The organism is Amycolatopsis sp. DG1A-15b, assembly GCF_030285645.1.
Taxonomy (GTDB): Bacteria; Actinomycetota; Actinomycetes; order Mycobacteriales; family Pseudonocardiaceae; genus Amycolatopsis.
In genome coordinates, this window is record NZ_CP127296.1 from 100,516 (window position 1) to 122,327 (window position 21,812).

Consider the following 21,812-nt stretch of genomic DNA (forward strand, 5'->3'; position numbering starts at 1 on the left):
GGTGGCGGGCTCGGGGGTCCTCGACGCGTCCGGGGTGGTCAGCTCGGTGCTGTCCGGGTACCGGCGGGTGCTCGTCGAGTGCCGCCGGCGGGTCACCGGCGATCCCGGGGCGCTGAGCGCCGCCGCGCAGCGGGCCGCGAGCCGGGCGTCGGCGATTTCGGGCCGGGCACGGGAAATCGACGAGTCCGCCAAGGCCCTGCACGCGGACTGGGACGGCGACGCGTACACGGCGTTCGCGACGGCAGCGGGTGAGCTCGGCCGGGAACTCACCGACACCGCCACGAAGCTCGACGACCAGGGGAGGCGGCTCGGTACCGCGGCCCGGCTCGTGCAGTCCGCCGAAGCCGCCGTCGATTCGGTGCTCGCGCAGTTCGACCAGTACGCCGCCCAGCTGACCGCCCAGGCCCGCGCGGTGAACTCCGCTTCGGTCGGCGCGTTCATCCAGGCCGCCCGGCAGCTCGGTGAACAGAGCGCCGCCGCGGCCCGCCAGGTCGTCGACGAGTTCTCCGACGCCCTCGCCGAGCTGTTCCCGCCCGAAGGCGTCGGGCGGCTCGAGCACGAGCTCGGCAAGTGGGCCCGCGGGCCGCTGCACTGGCTCAACGGCGAGCCCCTCGACGGCCGGAAGCGGCCGCGGACCGTGCCGTCGTGGTTCGGCAACTCCGGCTGGAAGAAGCTGACCTGGGACGGCCTCGAAGGCACGCGGGCGCCGAAGAAGGCGGACACGCCGTTCGGGCAGCCGGAAGCCGAGGGCCTGAAGAACAAGATCGGCCGCAACACCGAGATCACCTACTACAAGTTCCAGCACGAACAGGACGGCTTTTCCCCGGAGTACGACGGGAAGATCACGTCGAAGGGCTGGGACGCCGGCGCGTCCGGGCACGCGGAACTCGCGGCGCTGCACGGCGAGGCCGAACTCAAGAAGGAGTGGGGCGTCGCCGAAGCCCACGCCAAGGGCACGGTGTTCGCCGGCGGAGAGGTGAGCGCGTCCGGCACGATCGGCGCCCACGGCGTCGGCGCGCACGCCAACGCGTTCGTGGGCGGGAAGGTCGAGGGCGAGGTCGCCGCGGACGTCGCGGGCATCGGCGTCGGCGCGAACGGCACCCTGCAGTACGGCCTGGGCGCGCAGCTCGACGCCCAGGCCGTCTACGACGCCGGGCACCTCAAGGTGAACTTCAAGGCGGGTGCGGCGCTCGGCCTCGGCCTGGGCGTCGGCGCGAAGATCGACATCGACCTGCCGAAGCTCGGCCACACGATCGGCGAGTACGGCGGCGCGGCGGTCGACGCCGTCAGCCACGCGGCCACCGACGCCGCCGACGCCGTGGGCTCCGCTTGGGACGACGCCGTTTCGTACGTGGGGCTGTGATGACCCTTCCCCTCGACTTCGTCATCCCGGACGGCTGGACCGCCGTCGACCCGGGCGACTCGGGCGCGGTGTTCGTCGCCGTGCACCCGGTGCCGGGCGAGGAGTTCACGCCGAACATCACGGTCAGCGTGCAGCAGCGGCCGGACGAGGCGTCGATCGACGCCATCGCCGCCGAGGCGGTCGAGCGGCTTTCGCGCACGCTGGCCGGGCTCGAGGTGCTGAGCCGCCGCGACGTCGGCGACCCGGCCGCGCCCGCCGTCATGCAGCTGCTGCGCCTGCGCACCGGCGAAGGCACCGAGCTGATCCAGACCCAGGTGCACCTGACGGTCCCCGGGGCCACCCCGGAAGACCGCCTGGTGCTCGAGCTCGCCTGCACGGCCGCGCCCGCGGCCGCCCGGGCGCTCTCACCCGGTTTCCAGCGGTTCGTGGCCAGCGTCCACGTCCGCCAGCACGAAGGGAAAGCACAGTGACCGATCCGTACGCGGTGCCGGACATGGACGAGCTGCTGGCGCAGGTGCGCAAGCAGACCGAAGAGGTCCAGCGGATCCAGCGCACGGTCGAGGCGATGGAGATCAAGGCGCACTCGCGGCAGAACGAGGTCACCGTCACCCTCCGCGGCGACGGCCGCTTCACCTCGATCGACATCGACCCCCGCGCGATCCGCGAGTACGACGCCCGCAACCTCTCGGAGATCGTCCTGGAGGCGGTGAACGCCGGGCTGCAGAAGCTCGCCGAGGCGAGTTCCGCGAAGTTCGCCCCGGTGATCGCGGCCGCGAAAGACGTGTGATGACGCCCGCCGACGTTCTCTTTCCCCCGGAGGCGGCATGAGCACCGCCCTGACCGGTACCACCCGCCGGGTCACCGTCGTGACGCCGCGGGCCCGCGTCGACGTCGCCCTGCCGCAGCAGTCGACGTTCGCCGAGCTGGTGCCGCAGCTGGTCCGGCTGGCCGGGGCGTCCGGGCAGGCGTCGGCCGAGCACCCGGGCTGGGTGCTCTCGAGATTGGGCGGCGCGCCGCTGGCTTTGGGGTTGAGCGTCGCGGCGGCCCAGATCCGCGACGGCGAAGTGCTGCACCTGACCCCGCGGGAGCGCCCGCGGGGTCCGCTGCTGTTCGACGACGTCGTCGACTCGATCGCCAGCGTCGCCGACGCCGACGGCGGCTGGGGTCCGTCGGTGGCTCGGCGGTCCGGCCTGGTGGCCGCGGTGGTCCTGCTGCTGGCGGGCGGCTTGCTGGTCCAGGCGGCGGCGTCGGGCAGCGTCCTGGCGCCGATCGGGACCGGGCTGCTGGCACTCGTGCTGCTGCTCGGCGGCGGCGCGCTGAGCCGCGCGTACGGCGACGCCGAAGCGGGCGCGGCCGGGTCGCTGGCCGGCGTCGGCGTGGCGTTGCTGGCGGGCATGTCGGTGCTGCCCCCGCATCCGCTGTTCTCGCTGTCGGCGGGCCCTTTGGCGGCGGGCTTCGCGGCGGTGACGGTGTACGGCGTGCTGGCGGCGGTCTCGGTGGCCGATCGCCTGCCGTGGTTCGTGGCGATCACCGGTGCGGCGGGTTTCGGCGCGGTGACGACCGGCGTGGTGCTGCTGGCCGGTTTCTCCGCGCTGTCGGCCGCCGCGGTGGTCGCGGTGCTGTGCACGGCCCTGGCGGCGGTGGCGCCGATGCTGGCGTTGCGCCTGGCCCGCCTGCCGCTGCCGCGCGTGCCGGACGACATGGCGGCGTTCCGCGCGGACGAACAGCCGTCGCTGGGCACGGAGATGATCGGCCGGACCTCCCGCGCCCAGGCGGTGCTGACGGGATTGCTGGTGGCGCTGGGCCTGGTGGTGCTGGCGGCGTCCGTCGTGCTTTCGTCGGGTGGACCGTGGGAAGCGGGCTTGGCGGCACTGCTGGGCGTGGCGTGGATCCTGCGGTCGCGGTCGTACGCCGGCCGGGCGCAGCGGCTGGTCTTGATCGGCTTCGGCATCCCGGCGCTGGTGTGCGCCGGGGTGTGGCTGGTGGCTTCGGGCCACCGCACGGCGGTGTTCGCGGTGGGCTGCGCGGTGGTGCTGGCGGCGGTGGTGTGCCTGGTGTACGCGACCCGGGTGGCGCGGGGATTGCGTTCGCCTTACTGGTCGCGGCTGCTGGACGTCTCGGAGTTCCTGGTGCTGCTGTCCCTGGTACCGGTGGTGGCGATGATCGCAGGGGTGTACGAAGCCGTCCGAGGCTGAGCGCCCGGCGGCCGTCGATGTATTCGAATGAAGGTTTCATTGACGGTGCGGCGCGGCCACTGTTAAACCTGTGTCGGGAGCGCTCCCAGGCTGTTCGCCAGTCGACTCCAGGGAGATGCCATGTCACCACGCCAAGACCGTTCCGAGATCGAGGGTTCGCCGCTCCTGCGCCGGCGGACCGTGCTGGCGGCGGGCGCCGCGCTGCCGGTGCTGGCGGCCGCGACACCGGCTGAGGCGGCCACCGCGGTGGTCGTCGAGCCGTCGAACGTGCAGCAGACGATCCTGGGCTTCGGCGGGATGAACCACACCGTCTGGATCAGCGATCTCACCGCCGCCCAGCGCGAGACGGCGTTCGGCAACGGGACGGGACAGCTGGGCTTCACCGTGCTGCGCATCCCCGTCCACGAGGACCGCAACAACTGGAGCCGCGAGGTCGCCACGGCCAAGCGGGCGAGCCAGCTCGGGGCCAAGGTCATCGCCTCGCCGTGGAACCCGCCCGCCTCGATGACCGAGAGCTTCTCCGGCGGCAAGCGGCTGAAATACAACTCCTACGCCGCCTATGCGCAGCACCTCAACGACTTCACCGCGTTCATGGCGAACAACGGAGTGCCCCTGTACGGGATCTCGGTCCAGAACGAGCCGGATTACGCGCAGCAATGGACGGCGTGGACCGCCGCCGAGATCGTCAAGTTCCTGCGCGAGAACGCCGGCGTGCTCACCACCAAGGTCATCGCGCCCGAGTCGTTCCAGTACCGCAAGGCGATGTCCGACCCCATCCTCAACGACGCCACCGCCCTGGCCAACGTGGACATCATCGGCGCGCACCTCTACGGCACCCGGTTCGCGGACCTGCCCTACCCGCTCTTCCAGCAGAAGGGCGCCGGCAAAGAGCTGTGGATGACCGAGGTCTACTACCCCAACAGCACCGACTCGGCCGACCTGTGGCCGCAGGCGCTCGACGTCGGCGAACACATCCACCGCGCGCTGGTGGACGGCCGGTTCCAGACCTACGTGTGGTGGTACATCCGCCGCTCGTACGGTCCGATGCGCGAGGACGGGCAGATCAGCAAGCGCGGCGCCTGCATGGCGCACTTCTCGAAGTGGGTCCGCCCGGGCTACTCGCGGATCACCGCGACCGCGAACCCGCAGGCGAACGTCTACGTCTCGGCGTTCAAGAGCGGAGCCAGGATCGTCGTCGTCACCGTCAACAAGAACACCTCGGCGGTCGACCTCGCGTTCACCCTCCGGGACACCGGCTCCGCGACCGCCCAGACCTGGCTGACGAACGAAAGCGCGAACCTCGCGCGCTACACCGACGTCACCATCTCGAACGGAGCGTTCAACGCTCAGCTGCCGGCCCGCAGCATCAGGACGTTCGTCGTGAACTGAGCTGGTGCCGCACGTCGTTCAGGAGTCCAGCGCGAGCGGCAGCGTCTTCCGGACCGCCGCTCCGTGCCGGCCGTGCAGCGGGACCACCGGGAGCCCCGGCGCCGGAGCCGGGGCCCCCGGCCGCGCGCCCACGCGGATCGTCACTTCCGCCTTCTCCTTGCCGCCCGCCGTCCGGGTCAGCGTGTACGACGTCGCCGTGAACGCCGCGCCCGGCACCGAAAAGTCCACCAGCCGCGGCGAACGCGGGGAGAAGCACACCTGCGTGGAATCGCCCCACACCCACGACTTCCACCGGTCGGGCGGCCCGGACGCCGGACCTTGGACCCCCAAGGCCACCCGCAGCTCCTTCGCCAGCTCCCCGGCCTCCAGCACCGTGCTCTGGTACCCGGCTTCGGCCAGCGCGCCCATCAAGCTCAACGCCGCCGACGCCGTGCTCCGCAGCGCCCCGAGATCACCGCCGCCGCGGGCCAGCGCCGCGATCGGAGCCAGGTCCGGCCGGTAGCGCACCGCCAGCCAGCGCACCCGCAGCACCTGGTCGCCGTGCGGGATCGCCCAGGTCAGCAGCTGGGCCGACGCCAGCGGGACGTCCGTCCGCCGGTACGCCGACCGCAGGGCCTCGACCAGCGGGCCCGGTGCGCCCGGGTCCGGCGTCAAGCGGACCAGCGCGCTCCACCCGCCGTCGATCTCCGCGACGCCGAAGCGGTTGCCCGCGCGGTCGACGTGCTGGCGGACCTTCACCGGCCCCGCCACCCGCAACAGCGGGTCCGGGCTGTCGCGGCGGGTGTCGTGGCGGCGCAACCGGAAGGCCGTCCACGTCAGCGCCCAGCCCGCCGGGTGCCGGCCCGCGAAGCGCACCGACGTCAGCAGCACGAGCAAGCCCGCGCCGATGGCGGAACCGATCCGCACCGGCTGCGTGACACCGTCGACCAGCCACGCGAGCAGCACGGCGATCGCGGCGAGCTCCCACAGCGCCGCCTGCAGCGGCCGGATCGGCAGCAGCCACGGCAGTGGCGCGGCCGTGGACCGGGACGGTGCCGGGCGGACGGCGCCGGCGGTATCGACGGACACGGGCTCCCCTTTCCCCGGCCCTCGACGCTACTGGCTGCCCGGATACCGCGTGGGCGTAAAAATTACCCTCGCCGCCCGCTGGTGCGGTGCCTAGCATCGAGCACTCGGAGGGTCGACGGACACAGCCGGGGGCACAGCAGCGTGTGGACGCAGCGGGACCAGATCCAGGCGTACCAGTTCCTCCGCCGCAGGCTTGTCTCCGCGCTCGTCGCCGCCGACGCCAACCACCCCGTCTCGCCCAGCCGCCGGCTCGTGCTCGGCACCGTGCTGGGCGTCGTGGCCGCCCTCCTGGTCACCGCCGTCTTCGGCATCATCGGCCTGCTGAACCCCTCCGGCGGCAAGGACTGGCTGGCCGGCGGCAAGGTGATCGTCGAGGAGGGCAGCGGCGCGCGGTTCGTGCTCGGCGCCGACGGCGTCCTGCACCCGGTGCTCAACTACGCGTCCGCGCGGCTGCTGGCCGGCGGGAACGGCGACGCGACCGTGTCCGTGTCGCCGGAGAACCTCGGCAAGGCGGGCCGCGGCACCGAGATCGGCATCCCCGGCGCCCCCGACTCGCTGCCGGCGTCGGGCGCGCTCGTGACCACGCCCTGGACGAGCTGCAGCCGGACCACCCAGGACGCCCCCGCGTCGGCCGAGCCGCGCACCGCCGTCCTGCTGGCCGCGCCCGCGTCCGGTGTCGAGCTGCCGCGGGACCAGGGCGTGATCGTGCGGCTGCCGAAGGGGGAGCGCTTCCTGCTGGCCGGGGGACGGCGCTACCGGCTGAGCGACGAGGCCGCGACCGCGCTGCAGTTCGACAGCTACCCGACGATCGCGGTGTCCTCGCGGTGGCTCGACACCGTCCCGGCCGGCCGCGACCTGACCGCGCTGCCGGTCGCCGGCGCCGGTAGCCCGGGGCCCGCGGTGGGCGGCCGCGGCACCCGGGTCGGCGAAGTCCTCGCCGTCGTCGACGCGATGGCCGCGCCCGGCGCCGCCACGTCGTACTACCTGGTCCGCCGCGAGGGCCTCGAGCCGGTCGGGCAGACCGAGGCGAGCCTGCTGGTGACGACGGAGGCCAACGCCGCCGCCTACCCCGGGCCGCCCGCGCCGGTGGAGGTCCGCGCGGCCGACGTCGCCGCGGTCGCGAAGGCCGCCGCGCCGCGCGCCGGCGGTGCCGACCCGGCCGCCTACCCCGACCGCATCCCCGGCAAGGCGCCGATCACCGGCAACGCCGTGGCGCTGTGCGTTCAGGGCAGCCGGTTGCTCGTTTCGGCCGAATTCCCGCTTCCCGCCGGCGCCAAAGCCATCCAGGTCGCCACCCGGACCGAAGCAAGGGTGGCGGACGAGGTGTTCGTGCCTCCCTCGGGAGGAGCTGTCGTCGTCGAAGCCGGTTCGGTCACCGCGTACCTGGTGACCGACACGGGCCGGAAGTACCCGGTGGTGAACACGCAGGCCTTGGCCTCGCTCGGCTACGGAGGGGTCGCCAAGCCGCCGGTCACAGGTAGTTTGCTGGCATTGGTGCCGACGGGCCCCGCGCTGGACCCGGCCACGGCCGGACGGCCGGCTCCGTCGGGTGGAACGGGGTGAAAGTCGTGCACATGACAGAAGAGCGTTCGACCGAGGGTGAACTGGGCCAGGGGCGGGTCCGGGTCGCGGTCATCGAAGACCACCCGCTGTACCGCGTCTCCGTCGCACGCGTGCTGGCCGAAGCCGACTTCGTCGAGCTCGGCGCGGTCGTCGATTCGGTCGCCCGGTTCCACGTGCACCGGCAGCCGCCGGGCAGCGTGGTCCTGCTGGACCTGGGCCTGCCGGGCGTCGCGGGCGCGGCGGCCGTGCTGGAGGTGTGCGAGCTCGGGCACCACGTGCTCGTGGTTTCCGCGCAGGCGGAACCGGAGGTCGTGCTCGGCGCGATCGCGGCGGGGGCGCGCGGGTTCCTGTCGAAGGACGTCGACGCGGACGAGCTGCTGATCGCGATCAAGACGGTCGCCGACGGCGGCGCGTACGTCTCGGCGGTGGTCGCCGGGATGATCATGAAGGACAACGCCGACCGGCCCGCCGTGTCGGCCGAAGCCGAGCTGTCGCCGCGCGAGGAGCAGGTGCTGCGGCTGGTGGCGGCCGGGGAGCGGGACGTCGACATCGCGCTGATCCTCGGCATCGGCGTCCGGACGGTCCGCGGCTACCTCGACCGCATCCGCGACAAGACGGGCGAACGGCGGCGGCCGGGCCTGGTCAAGGAGGCCATCCGGCGCGGCCTGATCGGCGACGCGAACCCCCGGCGCGGCGGCCGCAAATGAGCGAGCCGGCGCGGATCTCCGTGGGCGTGATCGAGGACCACCCGCTCTACCGGTACGCGCTGACCCGCGTGCTGACCGAGGCGCCGGACATCGAGCTCGGCGCGGTGGCGGACTCGGTGGCCCGGTTCGCGGTCCAGGACCAGCCGGCGGGCAGCGTCGTCGTCCTCGACCTCAAGCTGCGCGGCGTCCAGGACGCGGCCGCGGTCCTGGAAGTCGGGCAGATGGGGCACAAGGTGCTGGTGGTGTCCGCCCACGCGGAGCAGCCGGAGGTGCTGGGGGCGATGCAGGCGGGCGCGAAGGGCTTCCTGTCGAAGGACGTGGACGGCGACGAGCTCCTGCGCGCGATCCGCACGATCGCCGACGACAACGCGTACGTCTCGCCGACACTGGCCGGGATGATCATCCAGGACAGCGAAGAGCGCCACGCGGGCCCGAAGATCGTGCTGTCGGAGCGGGAGAAGCAGGTCCTCCGCCTGGTGGCGGCGGGGGAGCGGGACGTCGACGTGGCGGAGATCCTCAACATCAGCGTCCGCACGGTGCGGTCGTACCTGGACCGCATCCGCGACAAGACCGGCGAACGGCGGCGCGCGGGCTTCGTGCGGGTCGCCATCCGCGAAGGCCTGCTCCGCTAGCCGGATCTCGCGTGATCGAACCCGTCACCCGCGTGACGGAACCCGTAACTCGCGTGATCGGAGCCGTATCTCGCGAGTTCCGGCGCCAATCACGCGAGTTCCGGCCTCGATCACGCGTGATCCGGCCCGGATCACGCGAGTTGCGGGTTCAGAGGCGGCGGTTGGCCAGGGCTCCCGTTGCCGCGCGGGCCTGGGCCGACACCGCCGGGTCCACGTCCACCAGGAGCGTCTCCGGCGCCGCTCCGGCCTGGGCGACCACCCGGCCGAAGCCGTCCGCGACCAGCGAGTACCCGATCCCCGTCGGCGCCTTCGGTTTGACCGTGACGCCCGTCGCCGCGGGGTCGGCCTGGCCGCAGCCCAGCACCCAGCAGCCCGAGTCCAGCGCCCGCGCGCGCACCAGGACCTCCCACTGCTCGCGCTTGCCCTCGCCCGCGCCCCACGACGTCGGCAGCAGCACGACGTCGGCGCCGTCGTCGGCGAGCGCGCGGAACAGCTCCGGGAACCGCACGTCGTAGCAGGTCGCGACGCCGTGGACGACGCCGTCCAGTTCGAAGGTGGTCGCCGCGGCACCGGGCGCCACCGTGTCCGACTCCGCGAAGCCGAAGGCGTCGTAGAGGTGGATCTTGTGGTAGCCGCGGTGGTGCCCGCCGCCGGTGATCAGCAGCGTGTTGCGGACCCGCCCGTCGTCCGCCGGGGTGAACATGCCGGCGACGACGACCACGTCGTGCTCGGCGGCCACCGAAGCCACGGCCGACGCCCACGGGCCGTCGAGGGGCTCCGCGACCGGCTCGAGCGGCCGGCCGAACCGGGCCATGGTGGCTTCGGGGAACACCACGATCCGCGCGCCGTCCGCCGCCGCGGTCTCGACGCCGGAGCGAATCAGCTTCAGGTTCGCCTCCGGATCGTCACCCGAGTTGACCTGGCACAACGCGATTCGCGCCACCGCTGCCTCCTGCATGCTGGGATCGGCCGTCACCGGGGAGTATCGCCGAAAACCCGTTCGGTGTGACCTCGTACCCTGGTGGGCATGTTGAACCGCACCGACCTGCGCGGGCAGGTCCCGACCGCCGCCGAACTGCGCGCCACGCTGCCGCGTGCCGAATACGACGTGGACGCGGCGCTGCATCACGTGCGCCCGGTGGTCGAGGCGGTCCGCGACCGCGGTGTCGAAGCCGTCATCGAGTACACCGAGAAGTTCGACAAGGTGCGTCCCGCGTCCGTGCGGGTGCCGCGGGCGAAGCTCACCGAGGCCCTGGCCGAGCTCGACCCGCAGGTGCGGGCCGCGCTGGAGGAGTCGATCACCCGCGCCCGGAAGGTGCACGCCGAGCAGCGCCGCACCGACGTCACGACCACCGTCGCCGAGGGCGGCACGGTCACCGAGAAGTGGGTGCCGGTCGAGCGCGTCGGGCTGTACGCCCCGGGCGGGCTGGCCGTGTACCCCTCGACCGTGGTGATGAACGTCGTCCCGGCGCAGATCGCCGGCGTCGGGTCCCTGGTCGTCTGCTCGCCTCCGCAGGCCGCGTTCGGCGGCCTGCCGCACCCGACCATCCTCGCCGCGGCCGAGCTCCTCGGCGTCGACGAGGTCTGGGCGGCGGGCGGCGCGCAGGCCGTCGCGCTGCTGGCGTACGGCGGCACGGACACCGACGGCGCCGAGCTGGCCCCGGTCGACATCGTCACCGGCCCCGGCAACATCTACCTCACCGCGGCCAAGCGGCTCCTGCGCGGCCTGATCGGCATCGACGCCGAGGCCGGGCCCACCGAGATCGCCATCCTGGCCGACGAGACGGCCGACCCGGTGCACGTCGCCGCCGACCTGATCAGCCAGGCCGAGCACGACCCCCTCGCCGCGAGCGTCCTGGTGACGACGTCGCCCGAGCTGGCCGACGCCGTCGACAAGGAGCTGGTGAACCGCGTCGCCGCGACGAAGCACACCGAGCGGGTCGCGGAAGCCTTGGCCGGCAAGCAGTCCGGCGTCATCCTGGTGTCCACAGTGGAGGATGGTCTGCGCGTCGTCGACGCCTACGCCGCCGAGCACCTGGAGATCCAGACGGCGGACGCGCGCGCGGTCGCCGCCCGGGTCCGCAACGCCGGCGCGATCTTCGTCGGCGCGTACGCCCCGGTGTCGCTGGGTGACTACTGCGCCGGGTCCAACCACGTCCTGCCCACCGGCGGGTTCGCCCGCCACTCCTCGGGCTTGTCCGTGCAGAGCTTCCTCAAGGGCATCCACGTCGTGGACTACACCGAGGACGCGCTGCGCGAGGTCGCCGGCCGCGTCGTCGCGCTGGCCAATGCCGAGGACCTGCCCGCGCACGGCGAGGCCGTCGCCGCGCGCTTCGGAGGCGAGGCCCGATGACCATCGGCGAAGAGGTCACCCTGGACCAGCTGCCGCTGCGGGACGACCTGCGCGGCAAGTCGCCGTACGGCGCGCCGCAGCTGGACGTCCCGATCCGGCTCAACACGAACGAGAACCCGTACCCGCCACCGCCCGAGCTGGTCGCGGACATCGCCGAGGCGGTCCGCGCGGAGGCCGCCGAGCTGCACCGCTACCCGGATCGCGACGCGGTGGCGCTGCGGCAGGACCTGGCCGACTACCTGAGCGTGTCGACGCGGGTCGTGCTGTCGGAGGCGAACGTCTGGGCCGCCAACGGGTCCAACGAGGTGCTGCAGCAGATCCTGCAGGCGTTCGGCGGTCCCGGGCGCAGCGCGCTCGGCTTCGAGCCGTCGTACTCGATGCACCCGATCATCGCCTCGGGCACCCGCACCGAATGGGTGCCGGCGCCGCGCCGCGCCGACTTCACCCTCGACACGGCCGCGGCGGCCGCGGCCATCTCGGAACGGCGTCCGGACGTCGTGTTCGTCACCAGCCCCAACAACCCGACCGGCGCCTCGATCCCCGTCGAGGAGCTGCGGGCGATCCTGGACGCGGCCACCGGGATCGTCGTGGTCGACGAGGCGTACGTGGAGTTTTCCTCGCAGGCCAGCGCGGTACACCTGCTGGCGGACTACCCTTCGCGGTTGATCGTGTCGCGCACGATGAGCAAGGCGTTCGCGTTCGCGGGCGGCCGGCTCGGCTACCTGGCGGCGGCGCCGGCGGTGGTCGACGCGCTGCAGCTGGTGCGCCTGCCGTACCACCTCTCGCGGCTGACGCAGGCGGCGGCGCGGGCGGCGCTGCGGCACGCGGACGCCACTTTGGACAGTGTGCACAAGCTGGCCGCGGAACGCGACCGCGTCGTGGAAGCGCTGGCGGGCCTGGGTTACGACCCGGTACCGAGCGATTCGAACTTCGTCCTCTTCGGACGGTTCAGTGACCCGCACGCGGCCTGGCAGTCCTATCTGGACGCCGGGGTGCTGATCCGCGACCCGGGCATCCCCGGTCACCTGCGTGTCAGCATCGGCACCCCGGAAGAGAACGACGCCTTCCTCGAGGCGAGTAAGGAAGTTTCCCGATGACCCGCATCGGCAAGGTCGAACGGACCACCAAGGAGTCCTCGATCTCCGTCCAGCTGGACCTCGACGGCACGGGCGAGGTCGACATCTCGACCGGCGTCCCGTTCTACGACCACATGCTGACGGCGTTCGGCGTGCACGGCTCGCTCGACCTGAAGGTCGAGGCCACCGGCGACGTCCACATCGACGCCCACCACACGGTGGAGGACACGGCGATCGTGCTGGGCCAGGCGATCCGCCAGGCCCTGGGCGACAAGAGCGGTATCCGCCGCTTCGGCGACGCGTGGATCCCGATGGACGAAACGCTGGCCCACGCGGCCATCGACGTCTCGGGCCGGCCGTACTGCGTGCACGTGGGCGAGCCGGAGCAGTTCAACACGTTCACGATCGGCGGCAACTACCCGTTCGTGCTGACGCGGCACGTGTTCGACTCGCTGGCGTTCCACGCCCAGATCGCGCTGCACGTGCGGGTGATCCACGGCCGCGACCCCCACCACATCGCGGAGGCGGAGTACAAGGCGGTGGCCCGGGCACTGAGGGCGGCGACCGAGCCGGACCCGCGCGCGGGCGGCATCCCCTCCACGAAGGGCGTGCTCTAGAACACGGCGCCGGGCGTCGCGACCTCGACGCTTCCCTTGTGGACGGTCGCGGCGCGCTCGGTGGCCTCGTCCGGTGTCAGGAACGGGCCGAGGTGGGTCAGCAGGAGCCGCCCGGCCCCGTGCGCGGCGCGGGCGGCGTCCTCCGGCGTGAGGTGGACGGCGGACGGCTCCGGACCGTCGGCTTCGCAGAGGAAGAGGTCGGCACCGTTGGCCAGTTCGGTGAGGGCGGCGCACGGGCCGGTGTCGCCGGAGTAGGCGAGCACGCGGTCGCCATCGGTGACGCGGACGCCGAAGGCGGGGAAGCCGTGTTCGACCGCGGTCGTGGCCAGGGTCAGGCCGTTCACTTCGGTGACGTGGCCGTCGTGCAGCTCGTGCACCTGAAAAGCCTGCTCGATCGGCGCCGGGCCGGTGTTGCTGAGGAAGTCACGCAGCTTTTCGCGGATCCCGGGCGGCCCGTGGAGCGGCAGCGGTTTCCCGGGCCGGAGATCGGCGAAGAGCAGCGCGTACACGGCCGGCAGCAAGTCGGCGACGTGGTCGGCGTGCAGGTGCGAAATCCAGATGGCGTCGACGTCGGTGAGCGCGGTGTGGTCCTGCAGCGCGGCGAGGGTGCCGGGGCCGGCGTCCAGCCAGACGGTCGCGCCGTCTCCGCGGACGAGGTACCCGGAGCACGGCTCGCCGGGGCGGGGGTACGGGGTCGCGCTGCCCAGCACGATCAACTCCAAGGACATGTGGCACCCTAACCCGCATGAGCAACGGAGTCGTCGGCGTCCTTCTGCTCGCCCTGGGCGGTTTCCTGGTGGGCGGCGTGTACTCGACGTGGAAGACGGCGAAGTTCATGGCCGTGGTGCTGGGCGTCGCGGCCGTCCTCGCCATCGGTGGCGCGATCTTCTGGTTCTCGAGCTAGCTGTCGGCCAGCCGCTGGATGGTGGCACTCAGCCAGGCCTCGAGCTCGCCGGGATCGCCGAGCTCGGACCGCAGCACCCGGCGGCGCGTGGAGACGCCGAGCACGAACGCGTCGATCGCCGCGGCCCGGTTGCGGGCGTCCGCGTCGGTGAGGCCGCTGTCGCGCAGGTAGCGGTGCAGCGGCTCCAGCGAGTTCGTGTCGAGGAACGCGGCCAGCGCCTCCGCCGCTTCCGGGCGCTCCCCGGACGCGCGGTGCAGCACCAGCAGCGGATCCTCCCCGGGCGCGCCGAACCAGCGCCGGACGATGTTCGCCGCGAGGCGGGTGCCCAATGTGGAACGGTCGCCGTCGAAGGAGCTCGTGACCGGGATCTCCACGCGGGTCGCGGCCAGGAAAAGGCCGTCCTTGCCGCCGAAGTAGCGCGTGATGAGGTTGGGTGACACGCCGGCGGCGTCGGCCACGCCTTTGACCGTGACCGCCGTGTAGCCGTGGCGGGCGAACTGGCGTCGGGCGTGCTCCAGGATCCGCTGCCGGGTGGCGGCCGCGTCGCGCGAACTCATGTGTACGAGCATACACATGATGTGTACGCTGATACACATGGACGACGAGATGCGTGACCGGCTCCGGCGGACCAGGCGGGTCACGACCCCGTGGAGTGCGGACCGCACCCGCGGCATCGGCGGCACCCGCCTCGACGCGCTCCTCGCACGCTGGGCGAACGGGTACGACTGGGAGGTCCACCAGCGCCGCATCGGCGCGTACCCCTGGGTGACGGTGCGGGCGGAGGGCACCGACCTGCGAGTCATCCACCAGCGGTCCGCGGATCCCGGCGCGCCGGTCGTCGTGCTGCTGCACGGCTGGCCGGACTCGGTGCTGCGGTTCGAGCGCGTCCTGCCGCTGCTCGCGGACACGCACGTGGTGGTGCCCGCGCTGCCGGGCTTCCCGTTCGCGGCCCCGCTCACCACGCCCGGGATGTCGGCCGGCCGGATGGCGGGGCTCATCGCGGCTGCTCTCGCCGAGCTCGGTTATGCGAGGTACACGGTGTCCGGCGGGGATGTGGGTGGCACCGTCGCGGAGATCCTCGCGGGCGAGCACCCGGACCGGGTGGCCGCCCTGCACCTGACGAACGTCGCCCCGCAGCGCGTGCTCACGGTGGATCCGGCGAAGCTCGCGCCCGATGCCGCGGCCTACCTCGCCCGGGCGGGGCAGTGGTTCCGGACCGAGGGCGGGTACATCGCCGCGCAGTCGACGCGGCCGAACACGCTCGCCGTCGCCCTCGGCGACTCACCCGCCGGCCTCGCGGCGTGGATCGCCGAAAAACTCGAGTCGTGGTCCGACGAGGGGGCGTTCACCGAGGACGAACTGCTCACCTGGGTCACCGCTTACTGGGTCACCGGCGCGATCGGCACCTCTCTCGCCACCTACGCCGAACCGGCGGCGCTGCCCGCCCGGGTCGACACGCCGACCGTGCTTTCGGTGTTCCCGCGGGACACCAAACCGGAGCCGCGGAGCTACGCCGAAGTGTTCCTGAACGTCCGCGAGTACGTGGAACACGGTGCCGGGGGCCACTTCGCGGCCTGGGAACAGCCGGCGGCGTACGCCGCCGACCTGCGCCGGGCGGTCGAGCTGGGCGCCGAACCTGCCCCCACCCTCCCGGCAGGGTTCCGGCAAAGTCGTGTCGTTGCAGGCAGGCACGGCTCTCGGTGCTGATCATGTGGTTGTCGAAGCCCATGACCCTGTGAGAGAGCCGTGCCTGCCGTTGCATCTTCTCCCATTCCTGCCTGTTGACCGACTGGCCTCCGCCGACCTCGTTCAGGTAGCTGACCTGCGTGAATATCCGGCTTTGGTGCCCGACCCGCGACAGCGACGCGGTGTGCGGCACTCCTTGGCATCCATCCTGGCGTTGGCCGCGGCGGCGGTCGCGGCGGGCGCACAGTCGTTCACCGCGGTCGGGGAATGGGCCGCAGACGCACCACAGCGGGTACTGGCCCGTCCAGGCACCCGGTTCGACCCCCGCCGCGACCGGCACGTCGCCCCGGACGAGGCCACCATGCGGCGGGTGCTCTACGACATCAACGGCGACGACCTCGACGCGGCGATCAGCGGCTGGATCACCACCACGGACACCCCACCGGCGATCGCGGTGGACGGCAAATCCCTGCGCGGCACCTTCGCCCGCACCGGCGGAGCCGGGGTCCATCTGCTGTCCGCGCTGACCCACCACAACGGCACCTGGACGCAGCCCCTGTTGGACACCCTCGGCCTGACCGGCGTCGTGGTCACCGCCGACGCCCTGCACACCACCCGCGGACTGGCCCGCTACCTCACCCGCCGCGACGCGCACTACGTGTTCACCGTGAAGGAAACCAGCACCGCCTCCACACCCGGCTCACCGCGCTGCCCTGGCCACAAGCCCCCCGCCACACCAGCACCGGGATCGGGCACGGACGGCTCGAGCAACGCACCACCGAAGTCCTGCTCGCCCCCCCGACGACCTCGGCTTCCCCGCCACCACGCAGGTTTCCAGATCACCCGCTACCGCACCGATCGCACGACCGGCACCCGCGGAACCCATATCGCCTACGGCATCACCAGCCTGCCCGCCAGCACCGGCCCCGCACACATCGCCCTGCACCTACACCGACACTGGGAAATCGAGAATCGGCTGCATTGGGTCCGCGACACCGCCTACCGCGAAGACGCATCCCGCGTCCGCACCGGCACCGCACCCCGAGCCATGGCCACCCTGCGCAACCTCGCCTCAGCGCACTACGCACCGCAGGCCACACCAGCATCGCTGCAGCACTGCGATACATGGCCCGAGACACCGCCCGGCCACACTCTTCGGAATCACCACATGACCAGCACAAACGACTTTGCCGGAACCCCCACCCTCCCGGGGGGCGTCCCACGTCCAGTCTATCGGTAGGGCCCGACAAAACCCGTGGCCGAAGCCTGGTTGTCCACAACCCCGCGGGGTTGTGGACAACCAGGGTCAGCGGCTCGCGCCGACCAGTTCCCGCTGCTCCGGCTCGTCGAGCTGCTTCGTGAGCTTCTCGCCCTCGACGTCGACGTCCGGCAGGATCCGGTCCAGCCACTTCGGCAGCCACCACGCGCCGCGGCCGAGCAGGGACATCACCGCCGGGACCAGCGTCATGCGGACCACGAACGCGTCCACCAGCACGCCGAACGCCAAGGCGAAGCCGATCGACTGGATCAGCGACGACTCCGCGAGCACGAACCCGGCGAACACGCTGATCATGATCAGCGCCGCCGCGACCACCACGCGCGCCCCGTGCCGGAAGCCGGTGACCACCGCCTCCTGCGGCTCCGCGCCGTGGACGTGCTCCTCGCGCATCCGCGTCACCAGGAACACCTGGTAGTCCATCGCCAGCCCGAACAGCACGCCGATCAGCAGGATCGGCAGCATGCTCATGATCGGGCCGGTCGACGCGACGCCGAGCAGGTCCGTCAGCCAGCCCCACTGGAACACCGCGACCACCGCGCCGAAGGTCGCCGCGACCGAGCCGAGGAAACCGATCGTCGCCTTCAGCGGCACCACCACCGAGCGGAACACCAGCATCAGCAGCACGAACGCCAGCCCGACGATCAGCGCCAGGTACGGCAGCATCGCGTCCGACAGCTTCTCGGAGACGTCGATGTTCGCCGCGGTCTGGCCGGTGACGGACAGCTTCGCGCCCGTCCCGGTCTCCAGCGCGCCGGAGCCGGTGCGGATCGCGGCCACCAGGTCCTCGGTCTGCGAGCTGCTCGGGCCGCTCTTCGGGATCACCGTGAGCAGCGCGGTGTCACCGGCCTGGTTGACCCGCGGCGGGGTGACGGCGGCGACGTCCGGCAGCTTTTGGATGTCGGCCGCGGCCCGGCCGAGCGCGGCCTGGCGGTTCGTGCTCGAAGAGACGTCGACGACGACCAGCAGCGGCCCGTTCGAGCCTTCGCCGAAGCTGCGGCTGGCGATCTCGTACGCCTTGTGCTGCGTCGACTCCGGCGCGGCCGTGCTGTCGTTGGGCAGGCCGAGCTGCATGCTCAGCGCGGGCAGCGCGACGACGGCCATCCCGGCCAGCGCGACCAGCAGCACCGGGATCCGGTGGCGGCCGACGAACCGCGCCCAGCGTTCGCCGTGCGTCGGTTCGACCGGCTTGCGGCGCAGCCGGATGCGGTCGCCGGCGACCCGGGCCCCGGCGAAGCCGAGGATCGCGGGCAGCAGCGTCAGGGCGATGAGCACGGCGACCGCGACGGTGACGGCGGCGGCGACGCCCATCTGGCCGAGGAACGGGATGCCGATCACGGTGAGGCCGGCCAGCGCGATGATGACGGTGAGCCCGGCGAAGACCACGGCGGACCCGGCGGTGCCCGCGGCGCGGCCGGCGGCTTCTTCGGGGTCGCGGCCGATGCCCAGTTCGTGGCGGTAGCGCGAAACGATGAACAGCGCGTAGTCGATGCCGACGGCCAGGCCGATCATCAGCGCCAGGACCGGCGTGTTCGAGTTGAGCTCGAGGAAGCCGGAGGCGAGGAAGATGCCCGCCATTCCGGTGCCGACGCCGATCAGCGCGGTGAGCAGGGGGATCCCGGCCGCGAGCAGCGAGCCGAACGTGATGACCAGCACGACGGCGGCGACCGCGACGCCCAGGCCCTCGGTGGCCCCGGTCGCGGGCACGCCCTGCACGGCGTCACCACCGAACTCGATGGTGAACCCGGCGGTCCGGCCGGCGTTCGCGGTGTCCAGCAGCGCCTGACGGTCCTCGTCGGTCAGCTCGTACGCCTTCGCTCCGTAACTGACCTGGGCGAGCGCGACGCGCTGATCGGGTGAGATCGACTGCACCTGGAACGGGTCGACCACGGCGGCGACCTTCGGTGCCGTCTTCAGCTGCCTGACGAGGGCTTCGACGGCGGCCTTGCCCTTCGCGTCGGTCACCGTGCTCCCGGCCGGGGCCTCGATGACGACGCGTGCGGTGGCGCCACCCGCGTTGGCCTGCGGGAACTTCTCCGTAAGCTGGTCGATCGCCCGCTGCGACTCGGTGCCGGGGATCGTCACCGAGTTCGACAGCTGGCCCGACAGCGTCAGCGCGCCCAGGCCCAGGGCCACCAGGACCGCCGCCCAGACGGCCGCGACCAGCGCTCTGCGCCGGAAGGAAAACCGGCCGAGCCGGTACAGGAAGGTCGCCACGAGTCAGCTCCGTTTCGCCCGGATGGGCTCGGTTCACTCCATCAGGTCTTTCCCAAGCTAGCCGATCGGCTAGGAAACGTCCAAGCCGATCGGCAAGTATGTGACTTGCCGAACAGCAAGGTTTATCCCTAGCCGTTCGGCTAGTAAGGCGGTTTGCCGATCGACAGGGAGTGACGTAGGCTCCGACGGCTGCTGAGGAGGAAGAATGACCGCCGGCCCGGCCGAGGACACCCGGACCCGACTGCTGCAGACCGCGCTGCGCTTGTTCACCGAACACGGGGTCGAGGGCACGTCGCTGCAGATGATCGCCGACGCGCTGGGCATCGCCAAGGCGGCTGTGTACTACCACTTCAAGACGAAGGCGGAGATCACCGAGGCGGTCGCCGAGCCGGGCGTCCGCGACCTGGACGAACTGGTCCGCCGGGCGGCGGCGCAGAAGCGCCGGGGTGCGCAGGTGGACCTGCTGCTGGAGGGCTTCGTCGACCTGGTGATCCGCCACCGGGCGCTGGTGGCGCTGTTTTCGAGCGACCCGGGCATCGCCCGCGCGATCGAGAAGTCGGCCCACGGCGGCATGGAGGGCTTCGGCCGGGCGTTGCTGGCCATCCTGTCGGGCCCCGACCCGGACACGGCGGCCCGCGTCAACGCCCTGGTGACGTTGACGGGCATCGCCATGGCGGGCGGCTCCCCGGACCTGGCCGGCCTCGGTGACGAGGAGCTCCGCGCGGAGCTCCTCGACGTCGGCCGCCGCCTCCTCGGCCGCCCCCGCCGCCGAACCCTCACCCCCGTGTCGACCCTCTGATCACGCGAGATGACCCGCCAATCACGCGAGATGCCCGCCTGATCACACGAGTTCCGCGCTCAATCACGCGAGTTCCGCCCGCAGTCACGAGTTCCGGCCCCAGTCACGCGAGTTCCGCCCGCAGTCACGCGAGTTCCGTGCTCAATCACGCGAGTTCCGTTCGCAGTCACGCGGGTTCCGGCCTCGGTCACGCCAGTGGGCGTGACAAGTACTCCGGTGGCACCGCCGGCGTCAGCCAGACTCCGTTCGCGCTCACCTGGAACGCGTGGCCGGCCGCGGTCATTGCGGCGGCGTCGATCCGGAGGATCACCGGCTTGCCGCGGCGGGCGCCGACGATTCTTGCCGTTTCCACCGTCGCCGAGAGGTGGACGGCGTGGCGGTTCATCGGACGGAGGCCCTCGCGGAAGATCGCGTCGAGGTACTTGGCCACCGTGCCGTGGTAGAGCACGGCCGGTGGCGTCGCGTCCGGTAAAGCCAAGTCGACCGTGACGCTGTGGCCCTGGCTCGCGCGGATGCGCGTGCCCGTTTCGTCGAAGGCGAAGCGGCGCTTGTTGTTCTTCTCGACCACTTCGTCGAGCTCCGCGCGGGTGATCGCGAGGGCGCGCACGAGCGCGTCGACCGAGGCCCAGCCGTCGGTGGTGAGCGTGAGGCCGAGGGCGGCGGGATCGTGGCGCAGGTGCCGTGACAGCCGCTTCGAGATGCGGATCAGTTCCTTTTCGTTCATTGCCTTCCCAGCATCCCGCCGGGCGCAAGCGGTTTAGATGCCGCCCTCGACCGCGGGACGCAGTTTGCTCGCGCCCGGCCCGAAGCGGGCCAGCTCGTCGTCGTTGTTGTACAACGCGCAGCTGCGCAGGGACAGACAACCGCAGCCGACGCAGCCGGTGAGCCGGCTGCGAAGCCGCTGCAGGGCGTCGATGCGCGCGTCGAGCTCGTGCTGCCAGTCGCGGGACAGGCGGGCCCAGTCCGCCTTCGTCGGCGCGTGGTCCGCCGGCAGCGTGGCCAGCGCCGCGCTGATGTCCTCGAGGGAGAGCCCGACCCGCTGCGCCGCGCGGATGAACGCGATCCGGCGCAGCACCGAACGCGCGTACCGGCGCTGGTTGCCCGCCGACCGCTCCGAACTGATCAGCCCCTTCTCCTCGTAGAACCGCAGTGCCGTGTGCGGAACCCCGCTGCGTTCCGCCACCTGTCCGATGCTGAGATGTTCAGCGAGCCTGGTCACCAGGTCAGGCTATCCTTGACTTCGAGTTTAGTCGAGGTTGCATCGTCGGGTCATGACCACTGTGACCGAACCGGGCTACGCCGGTCTGCCCCGGCTGATATCGCTGATGACCGGCGACGAAAAGCACAGCGCCGCCGCGGAGTCCACTTTGGACGTCCTGTGGGTGCTCTACGACCGCGTGCTCGACATCACGCCCGAAAACTTCCGCGAGCCCGGGCGCGACCGGTTCCTGCTGTCCAAAGGGCACGGGCCGATGGCGTACTACGCCGTGCTGACTGCGAAAGGCTTCATCGCCGAGGCCGAACTGGCGACCTGGTCCGACCCGGTCTCGCGGCTCGGCTACCACCCCGACCGGCGCCGCATCCCCGGCGTCGAAATCTCCAGCGGCTCCCTCGGCCACGGCCTGCCGATCGCCCTCGGCACCGCGCTCGGCCTGCGCGCCCGCGGCCTGACCGGCGCGAAGGTCGTGACGCTCGTCGGCGACGCCGAGCTGGACGAGGGCTCGAACCACGAGGCGATCGTCGTCGCGGCGCGCGACAACCTCGAAAACCTGACCACGGTGGTGATCGACAACCAGTCGTCGACGCGCGGCTGGCCCGGTGGCATCGCTCGCCGCTTCGCCGTCGAAGGCTGGGAGACGCGCACGGTGTCCGGCCGCGACCACGACGCGTTGTACGAAGCCTTCACCACCACCCACCCCGGCCGGCCGCTGGCCGTGGTCGCCGTCGTCGAACCGAAGGGCTGAACA

General features: G+C 72.1%; 23 protein-coding genes. 16 read left to right on the forward strand and 7 right to left on the reverse strand.

The features are described from left to right. Position 1: 1 nt before the first annotated feature. From QRY02_RS00470 to xynC, 5 genes are all read left to right on the forward strand, one after another. Positions 2–1,363, forward strand: a complete 1,362-nt coding sequence (locus QRY02_RS00470) for a WXG100 family type VII secretion target (protein ID WP_285989499.1) — start codon at positions 2–4, stop codon at positions 1,361–1,363. Then, positions 1,363–1,833: a DEAD/DEAH box helicase family protein gene (locus QRY02_RS00475; RefSeq protein ID WP_285989500.1), complete on the forward strand. Its 471-nt coding sequence runs from the start codon at positions 1,363–1,365 to the stop codon at positions 1,831–1,833. Before QRY02_RS00470 ends, QRY02_RS00475 begins: the two co-directional genes overlap by 1 nt. Continuing rightward, positions 1,830–2,150, forward strand: coding sequence for a YbaB/EbfC family nucleoid-associated protein (locus QRY02_RS00480; RefSeq protein ID WP_013224119.1), 321 nt, complete (start codon positions 1,830–1,832; stop codon positions 2,148–2,150). The genes QRY02_RS00475 and QRY02_RS00480 overlap by 4 nt, the downstream gene beginning before the upstream one ends. Positions 2,151–2,187: 37 nt before the next feature. After that, the gene (eccD, locus tag QRY02_RS00485; protein WP_285989501.1) at positions 2,188–3,558 is read left to right on the forward strand and encodes a type VII secretion integral membrane protein EccD; all 1,371 of its coding nucleotides are present in this window, start codon (positions 2,188–2,190) and stop codon (positions 3,556–3,558) included. Positions 3,559–3,678: 120 nt separating this feature from the next. Continuing rightward, complete coding sequence (xynC, locus tag QRY02_RS00490) at positions 3,679–4,947, forward strand: glucuronoarabinoxylan endo-1,4-beta-xylanase XynC (RefSeq protein WP_285989502.1); 1,269 nt, start codon at positions 3,679–3,681, stop codon at positions 4,945–4,947. 18 nt (positions 4,948–4,965) lie between these two features. Here xynC and QRY02_RS00495 read toward each other — a convergent pair whose 3' ends face one another. Then, positions 4,966–6,015 (reverse strand): type VII secretion protein EccE, encoded by a 1,050-nt coding sequence (locus QRY02_RS00495; RefSeq protein WP_285989503.1) that lies wholly within the window; start codon positions 6,013–6,015, stop codon positions 4,966–4,968. Positions 6,016–6,156: 141 nt separating this feature from the next. Between QRY02_RS00495 and eccB the strand changes: the two genes are divergently transcribed. From eccB to QRY02_RS00510, 3 genes are read left to right on the forward strand one after another with little or no spacing between them, the layout of a single operon-like run. Continuing rightward, complete coding sequence (eccB, locus tag QRY02_RS00500) at positions 6,157–7,578, forward strand: type VII secretion protein EccB (protein ID WP_285989504.1); 1,422 nt, start codon at positions 6,157–6,159, stop codon at positions 7,576–7,578. Between the two features lie 11 nt (positions 7,579–7,589). Beyond that, the gene (locus QRY02_RS00505) at positions 7,590–8,285 is read left to right on the forward strand and encodes a response regulator transcription factor (protein ID WP_285989505.1); all 696 of its coding nucleotides are present in this window, start codon (positions 7,590–7,592) and stop codon (positions 8,283–8,285) included. Next, the gene (locus QRY02_RS00510) at positions 8,282–8,917 is read left to right on the forward strand and encodes a response regulator (RefSeq protein ID WP_285989506.1); all 636 of its coding nucleotides are present in this window, start codon (positions 8,282–8,284) and stop codon (positions 8,915–8,917) included. Before QRY02_RS00505 ends, QRY02_RS00510 begins: the two co-directional genes overlap by 4 nt. A gap of 148 nt (positions 8,918–9,065) precedes the next feature. Here QRY02_RS00510 and QRY02_RS00515 read toward each other — a convergent pair whose 3' ends face one another. Beyond that, complete coding sequence (locus QRY02_RS00515) at positions 9,066–9,860, reverse strand: carbon-nitrogen hydrolase family protein (RefSeq protein WP_285989507.1); 795 nt, start codon at positions 9,858–9,860, stop codon at positions 9,066–9,068. Between the two features lie 84 nt (positions 9,861–9,944). Here QRY02_RS00515 and hisD point away from each other — a divergent pair, with 84 nt between their 5' ends. Genes hisD through hisB form a run of 3 tightly spaced genes read left to right on the forward strand, consistent with a single transcriptional unit; the run spans position 9,945 to position 12,963 of the window. Next, positions 9,945–11,270, forward strand: a complete 1,326-nt coding sequence (hisD, locus tag QRY02_RS00520; RefSeq protein ID WP_285989508.1) for a histidinol dehydrogenase — start codon at positions 9,945–9,947, stop codon at positions 11,268–11,270. Next, positions 11,267–12,367: a histidinol-phosphate transaminase gene (locus tag QRY02_RS00525; protein ID WP_285989509.1), complete on the forward strand. Its 1,101-nt coding sequence runs from the start codon at positions 11,267–11,269 to the stop codon at positions 12,365–12,367. Before hisD ends, QRY02_RS00525 begins: the two co-directional genes overlap by 4 nt. Next, positions 12,364–12,963, forward strand: coding sequence for an imidazoleglycerol-phosphate dehydratase HisB (gene hisB, locus QRY02_RS00530; RefSeq protein ID WP_285989510.1), 600 nt, complete (start codon positions 12,364–12,366; stop codon positions 12,961–12,963). The genes QRY02_RS00525 and hisB overlap by 4 nt, the downstream gene beginning before the upstream one ends. Here hisB and QRY02_RS00535 read toward each other — a convergent pair. Further along, a complete protein-coding gene (locus QRY02_RS00535) occupies positions 12,960–13,691 on the reverse strand; it encodes an MBL fold metallo-hydrolase (protein ID WP_285989511.1) in 732 nt (243 codons plus the stop codon). The two genes, hisB and QRY02_RS00535, sit on opposite strands and share 4 nt — an antisense overlap. A gap of 17 nt (positions 13,692–13,708) precedes the next feature. Between QRY02_RS00535 and QRY02_RS00540 the strand changes: the two genes are divergently transcribed. Beyond that, positions 13,709–13,867: a CG2302 family histidine operon protein gene (locus tag QRY02_RS00540; protein ID WP_285989512.1), complete on the forward strand. Its 159-nt coding sequence runs from the start codon at positions 13,709–13,711 to the stop codon at positions 13,865–13,867. Here QRY02_RS00540 and QRY02_RS00545 read toward each other — a convergent pair. Then, positions 13,864–14,424: a TetR/AcrR family transcriptional regulator gene (locus QRY02_RS00545; RefSeq protein ID WP_285989513.1), complete on the reverse strand. Its 561-nt coding sequence runs from the start codon at positions 14,422–14,424 to the stop codon at positions 13,864–13,866. The two genes, QRY02_RS00540 and QRY02_RS00545, sit on opposite strands and share 4 nt — an antisense overlap. 37 nt (positions 14,425–14,461) lie before the next feature. Between QRY02_RS00545 and QRY02_RS00550 the strand changes: the two genes are divergently transcribed. Both QRY02_RS00550 and QRY02_RS00555 read left to right on the forward strand, forming a co-directional pair. Then, complete coding sequence (locus QRY02_RS00550; RefSeq protein ID WP_285989514.1) at positions 14,462–15,574, forward strand: epoxide hydrolase family protein; 1,113 nt, start codon at positions 14,462–14,464, stop codon at positions 15,572–15,574. Beyond that, positions 15,540–16,793, forward strand: a complete 1,254-nt coding sequence (locus QRY02_RS00555) for a transposase family protein (RefSeq protein WP_285989515.1) — start codon at positions 15,540–15,542, stop codon at positions 16,791–16,793. Before QRY02_RS00550 ends, QRY02_RS00555 begins: the two co-directional genes overlap by 35 nt. 66 nt (positions 16,794–16,859) lie before the next feature. Here the strand turns inward: QRY02_RS00555 and QRY02_RS00560 are convergent, their stop codons facing one another. After that, positions 16,860–19,046, reverse strand: a complete 2,187-nt coding sequence (locus QRY02_RS00560) for an MMPL family transporter (RefSeq protein ID WP_285989516.1) — start codon at positions 19,044–19,046, stop codon at positions 16,860–16,862. 205 nt (positions 19,047–19,251) lie between these two features. Here QRY02_RS00560 and QRY02_RS00565 point away from each other — a divergent pair, with 205 nt between their 5' ends. Further along, entirely contained in the window at positions 19,252–19,845 is a 594-nt protein-coding gene (locus tag QRY02_RS00565) for a TetR/AcrR family transcriptional regulator (protein ID WP_285989517.1), read from the forward strand. Between the two features lie 187 nt (positions 19,846–20,032). Here the strand turns inward: QRY02_RS00565 and QRY02_RS00570 are convergent, their stop codons facing one another. Continuing rightward, complete coding sequence (locus QRY02_RS00570; RefSeq protein WP_285989518.1) at positions 20,033–20,569, reverse strand: RNA 2'-phosphotransferase; 537 nt, start codon at positions 20,567–20,569, stop codon at positions 20,033–20,035. Between the two features lie 33 nt (positions 20,570–20,602). Then, positions 20,603–21,064: a redox-sensitive transcriptional activator SoxR gene (soxR, locus tag QRY02_RS00575; protein WP_285989519.1), complete on the reverse strand. Its 462-nt coding sequence runs from the start codon at positions 21,062–21,064 to the stop codon at positions 20,603–20,605. Positions 21,065–21,116: 52 nt separating this feature from the next. Between soxR and QRY02_RS00580 the strand changes: the two genes are divergently transcribed. Next, the gene (locus tag QRY02_RS00580; RefSeq protein WP_285989520.1) at positions 21,117–21,809 is read left to right on the forward strand and encodes a thiamine pyrophosphate-binding protein; all 693 of its coding nucleotides are present in this window, start codon (positions 21,117–21,119) and stop codon (positions 21,807–21,809) included. Positions 21,810–21,812: the final 3 nt, after the last annotated feature.

What these genes read in the sequence shown, in the direction of transcription:
- QRY02_RS00475 (WP_285989500.1), top strand. Translation starts at nt 1,363, where the DNA reads ATGACCCTTCCCCTCGACTTCGTCATCCCGGACGGCTGGACCGCCGTC.
- eccD (WP_285989501.1), top strand. Translation starts at nt 2,188, where the DNA reads ATGAGCACCGCCCTGACCGGTACCACCCGCCGGGTCACCGTCGTGACG.
- xynC (WP_285989502.1), top strand. Translation starts at nt 3,679, where the DNA reads ATGTCACCACGCCAAGACCGTTCCGAGATCGAGGGTTCGCCGCTCCTG.
- QRY02_RS00505 (WP_285989505.1), top strand. Translation starts at nt 7,590, where the DNA reads ATGACAGAAGAGCGTTCGACCGAGGGTGAACTGGGCCAGGGGCGGGTC.
- QRY02_RS00510 (WP_285989506.1), top strand. Translation starts at nt 8,282, where the DNA reads ATGAGCGAGCCGGCGCGGATCTCCGTGGGCGTGATCGAGGACCACCCG.
- hisD (WP_285989508.1), top strand. Translation starts at nt 9,945, where the DNA reads ATGTTGAACCGCACCGACCTGCGCGGGCAGGTCCCGACCGCCGCCGAA.
- QRY02_RS00525 (WP_285989509.1), top strand. Translation starts at nt 11,267, where the DNA reads ATGACCATCGGCGAAGAGGTCACCCTGGACCAGCTGCCGCTGCGGGAC.
- hisB (WP_285989510.1), top strand. Translation starts at nt 12,364, where the DNA reads ATGACCCGCATCGGCAAGGTCGAACGGACCACCAAGGAGTCCTCGATC.
- QRY02_RS00535 (WP_285989511.1), bottom strand. Translation starts at nt 13,691, where the DNA reads ATGTCCTTGGAGTTGATCGTGCTGGGCAGCGCGACCCCGTACCCCCGC.
- QRY02_RS00540 (WP_285989512.1), top strand. Translation starts at nt 13,709, where the DNA reads ATGAGCAACGGAGTCGTCGGCGTCCTTCTGCTCGCCCTGGGCGGTTTC.
- QRY02_RS00545 (WP_285989513.1), bottom strand. Translation starts at nt 14,424, where the DNA reads ATGAGTTCGCGCGACGCGGCCGCCACCCGGCAGCGGATCCTGGAGCAC.
- QRY02_RS00550 (WP_285989514.1), top strand. Translation starts at nt 14,462, where the DNA reads ATGGACGACGAGATGCGTGACCGGCTCCGGCGGACCAGGCGGGTCACG.
- QRY02_RS00565 (WP_285989517.1), top strand. Translation starts at nt 19,252, where the DNA reads ATGACCGCCGGCCCGGCCGAGGACACCCGGACCCGACTGCTGCAGACC.
- QRY02_RS00570 (WP_285989518.1), bottom strand. Translation starts at nt 20,569, where the DNA reads ATGAACGAAAAGGAACTGATCCGCATCTCGAAGCGGCTGTCACGGCAC.
- QRY02_RS00580 (WP_285989520.1), top strand. Translation starts at nt 21,117, where the DNA reads ATGACCACTGTGACCGAACCGGGCTACGCCGGTCTGCCCCGGCTGATA.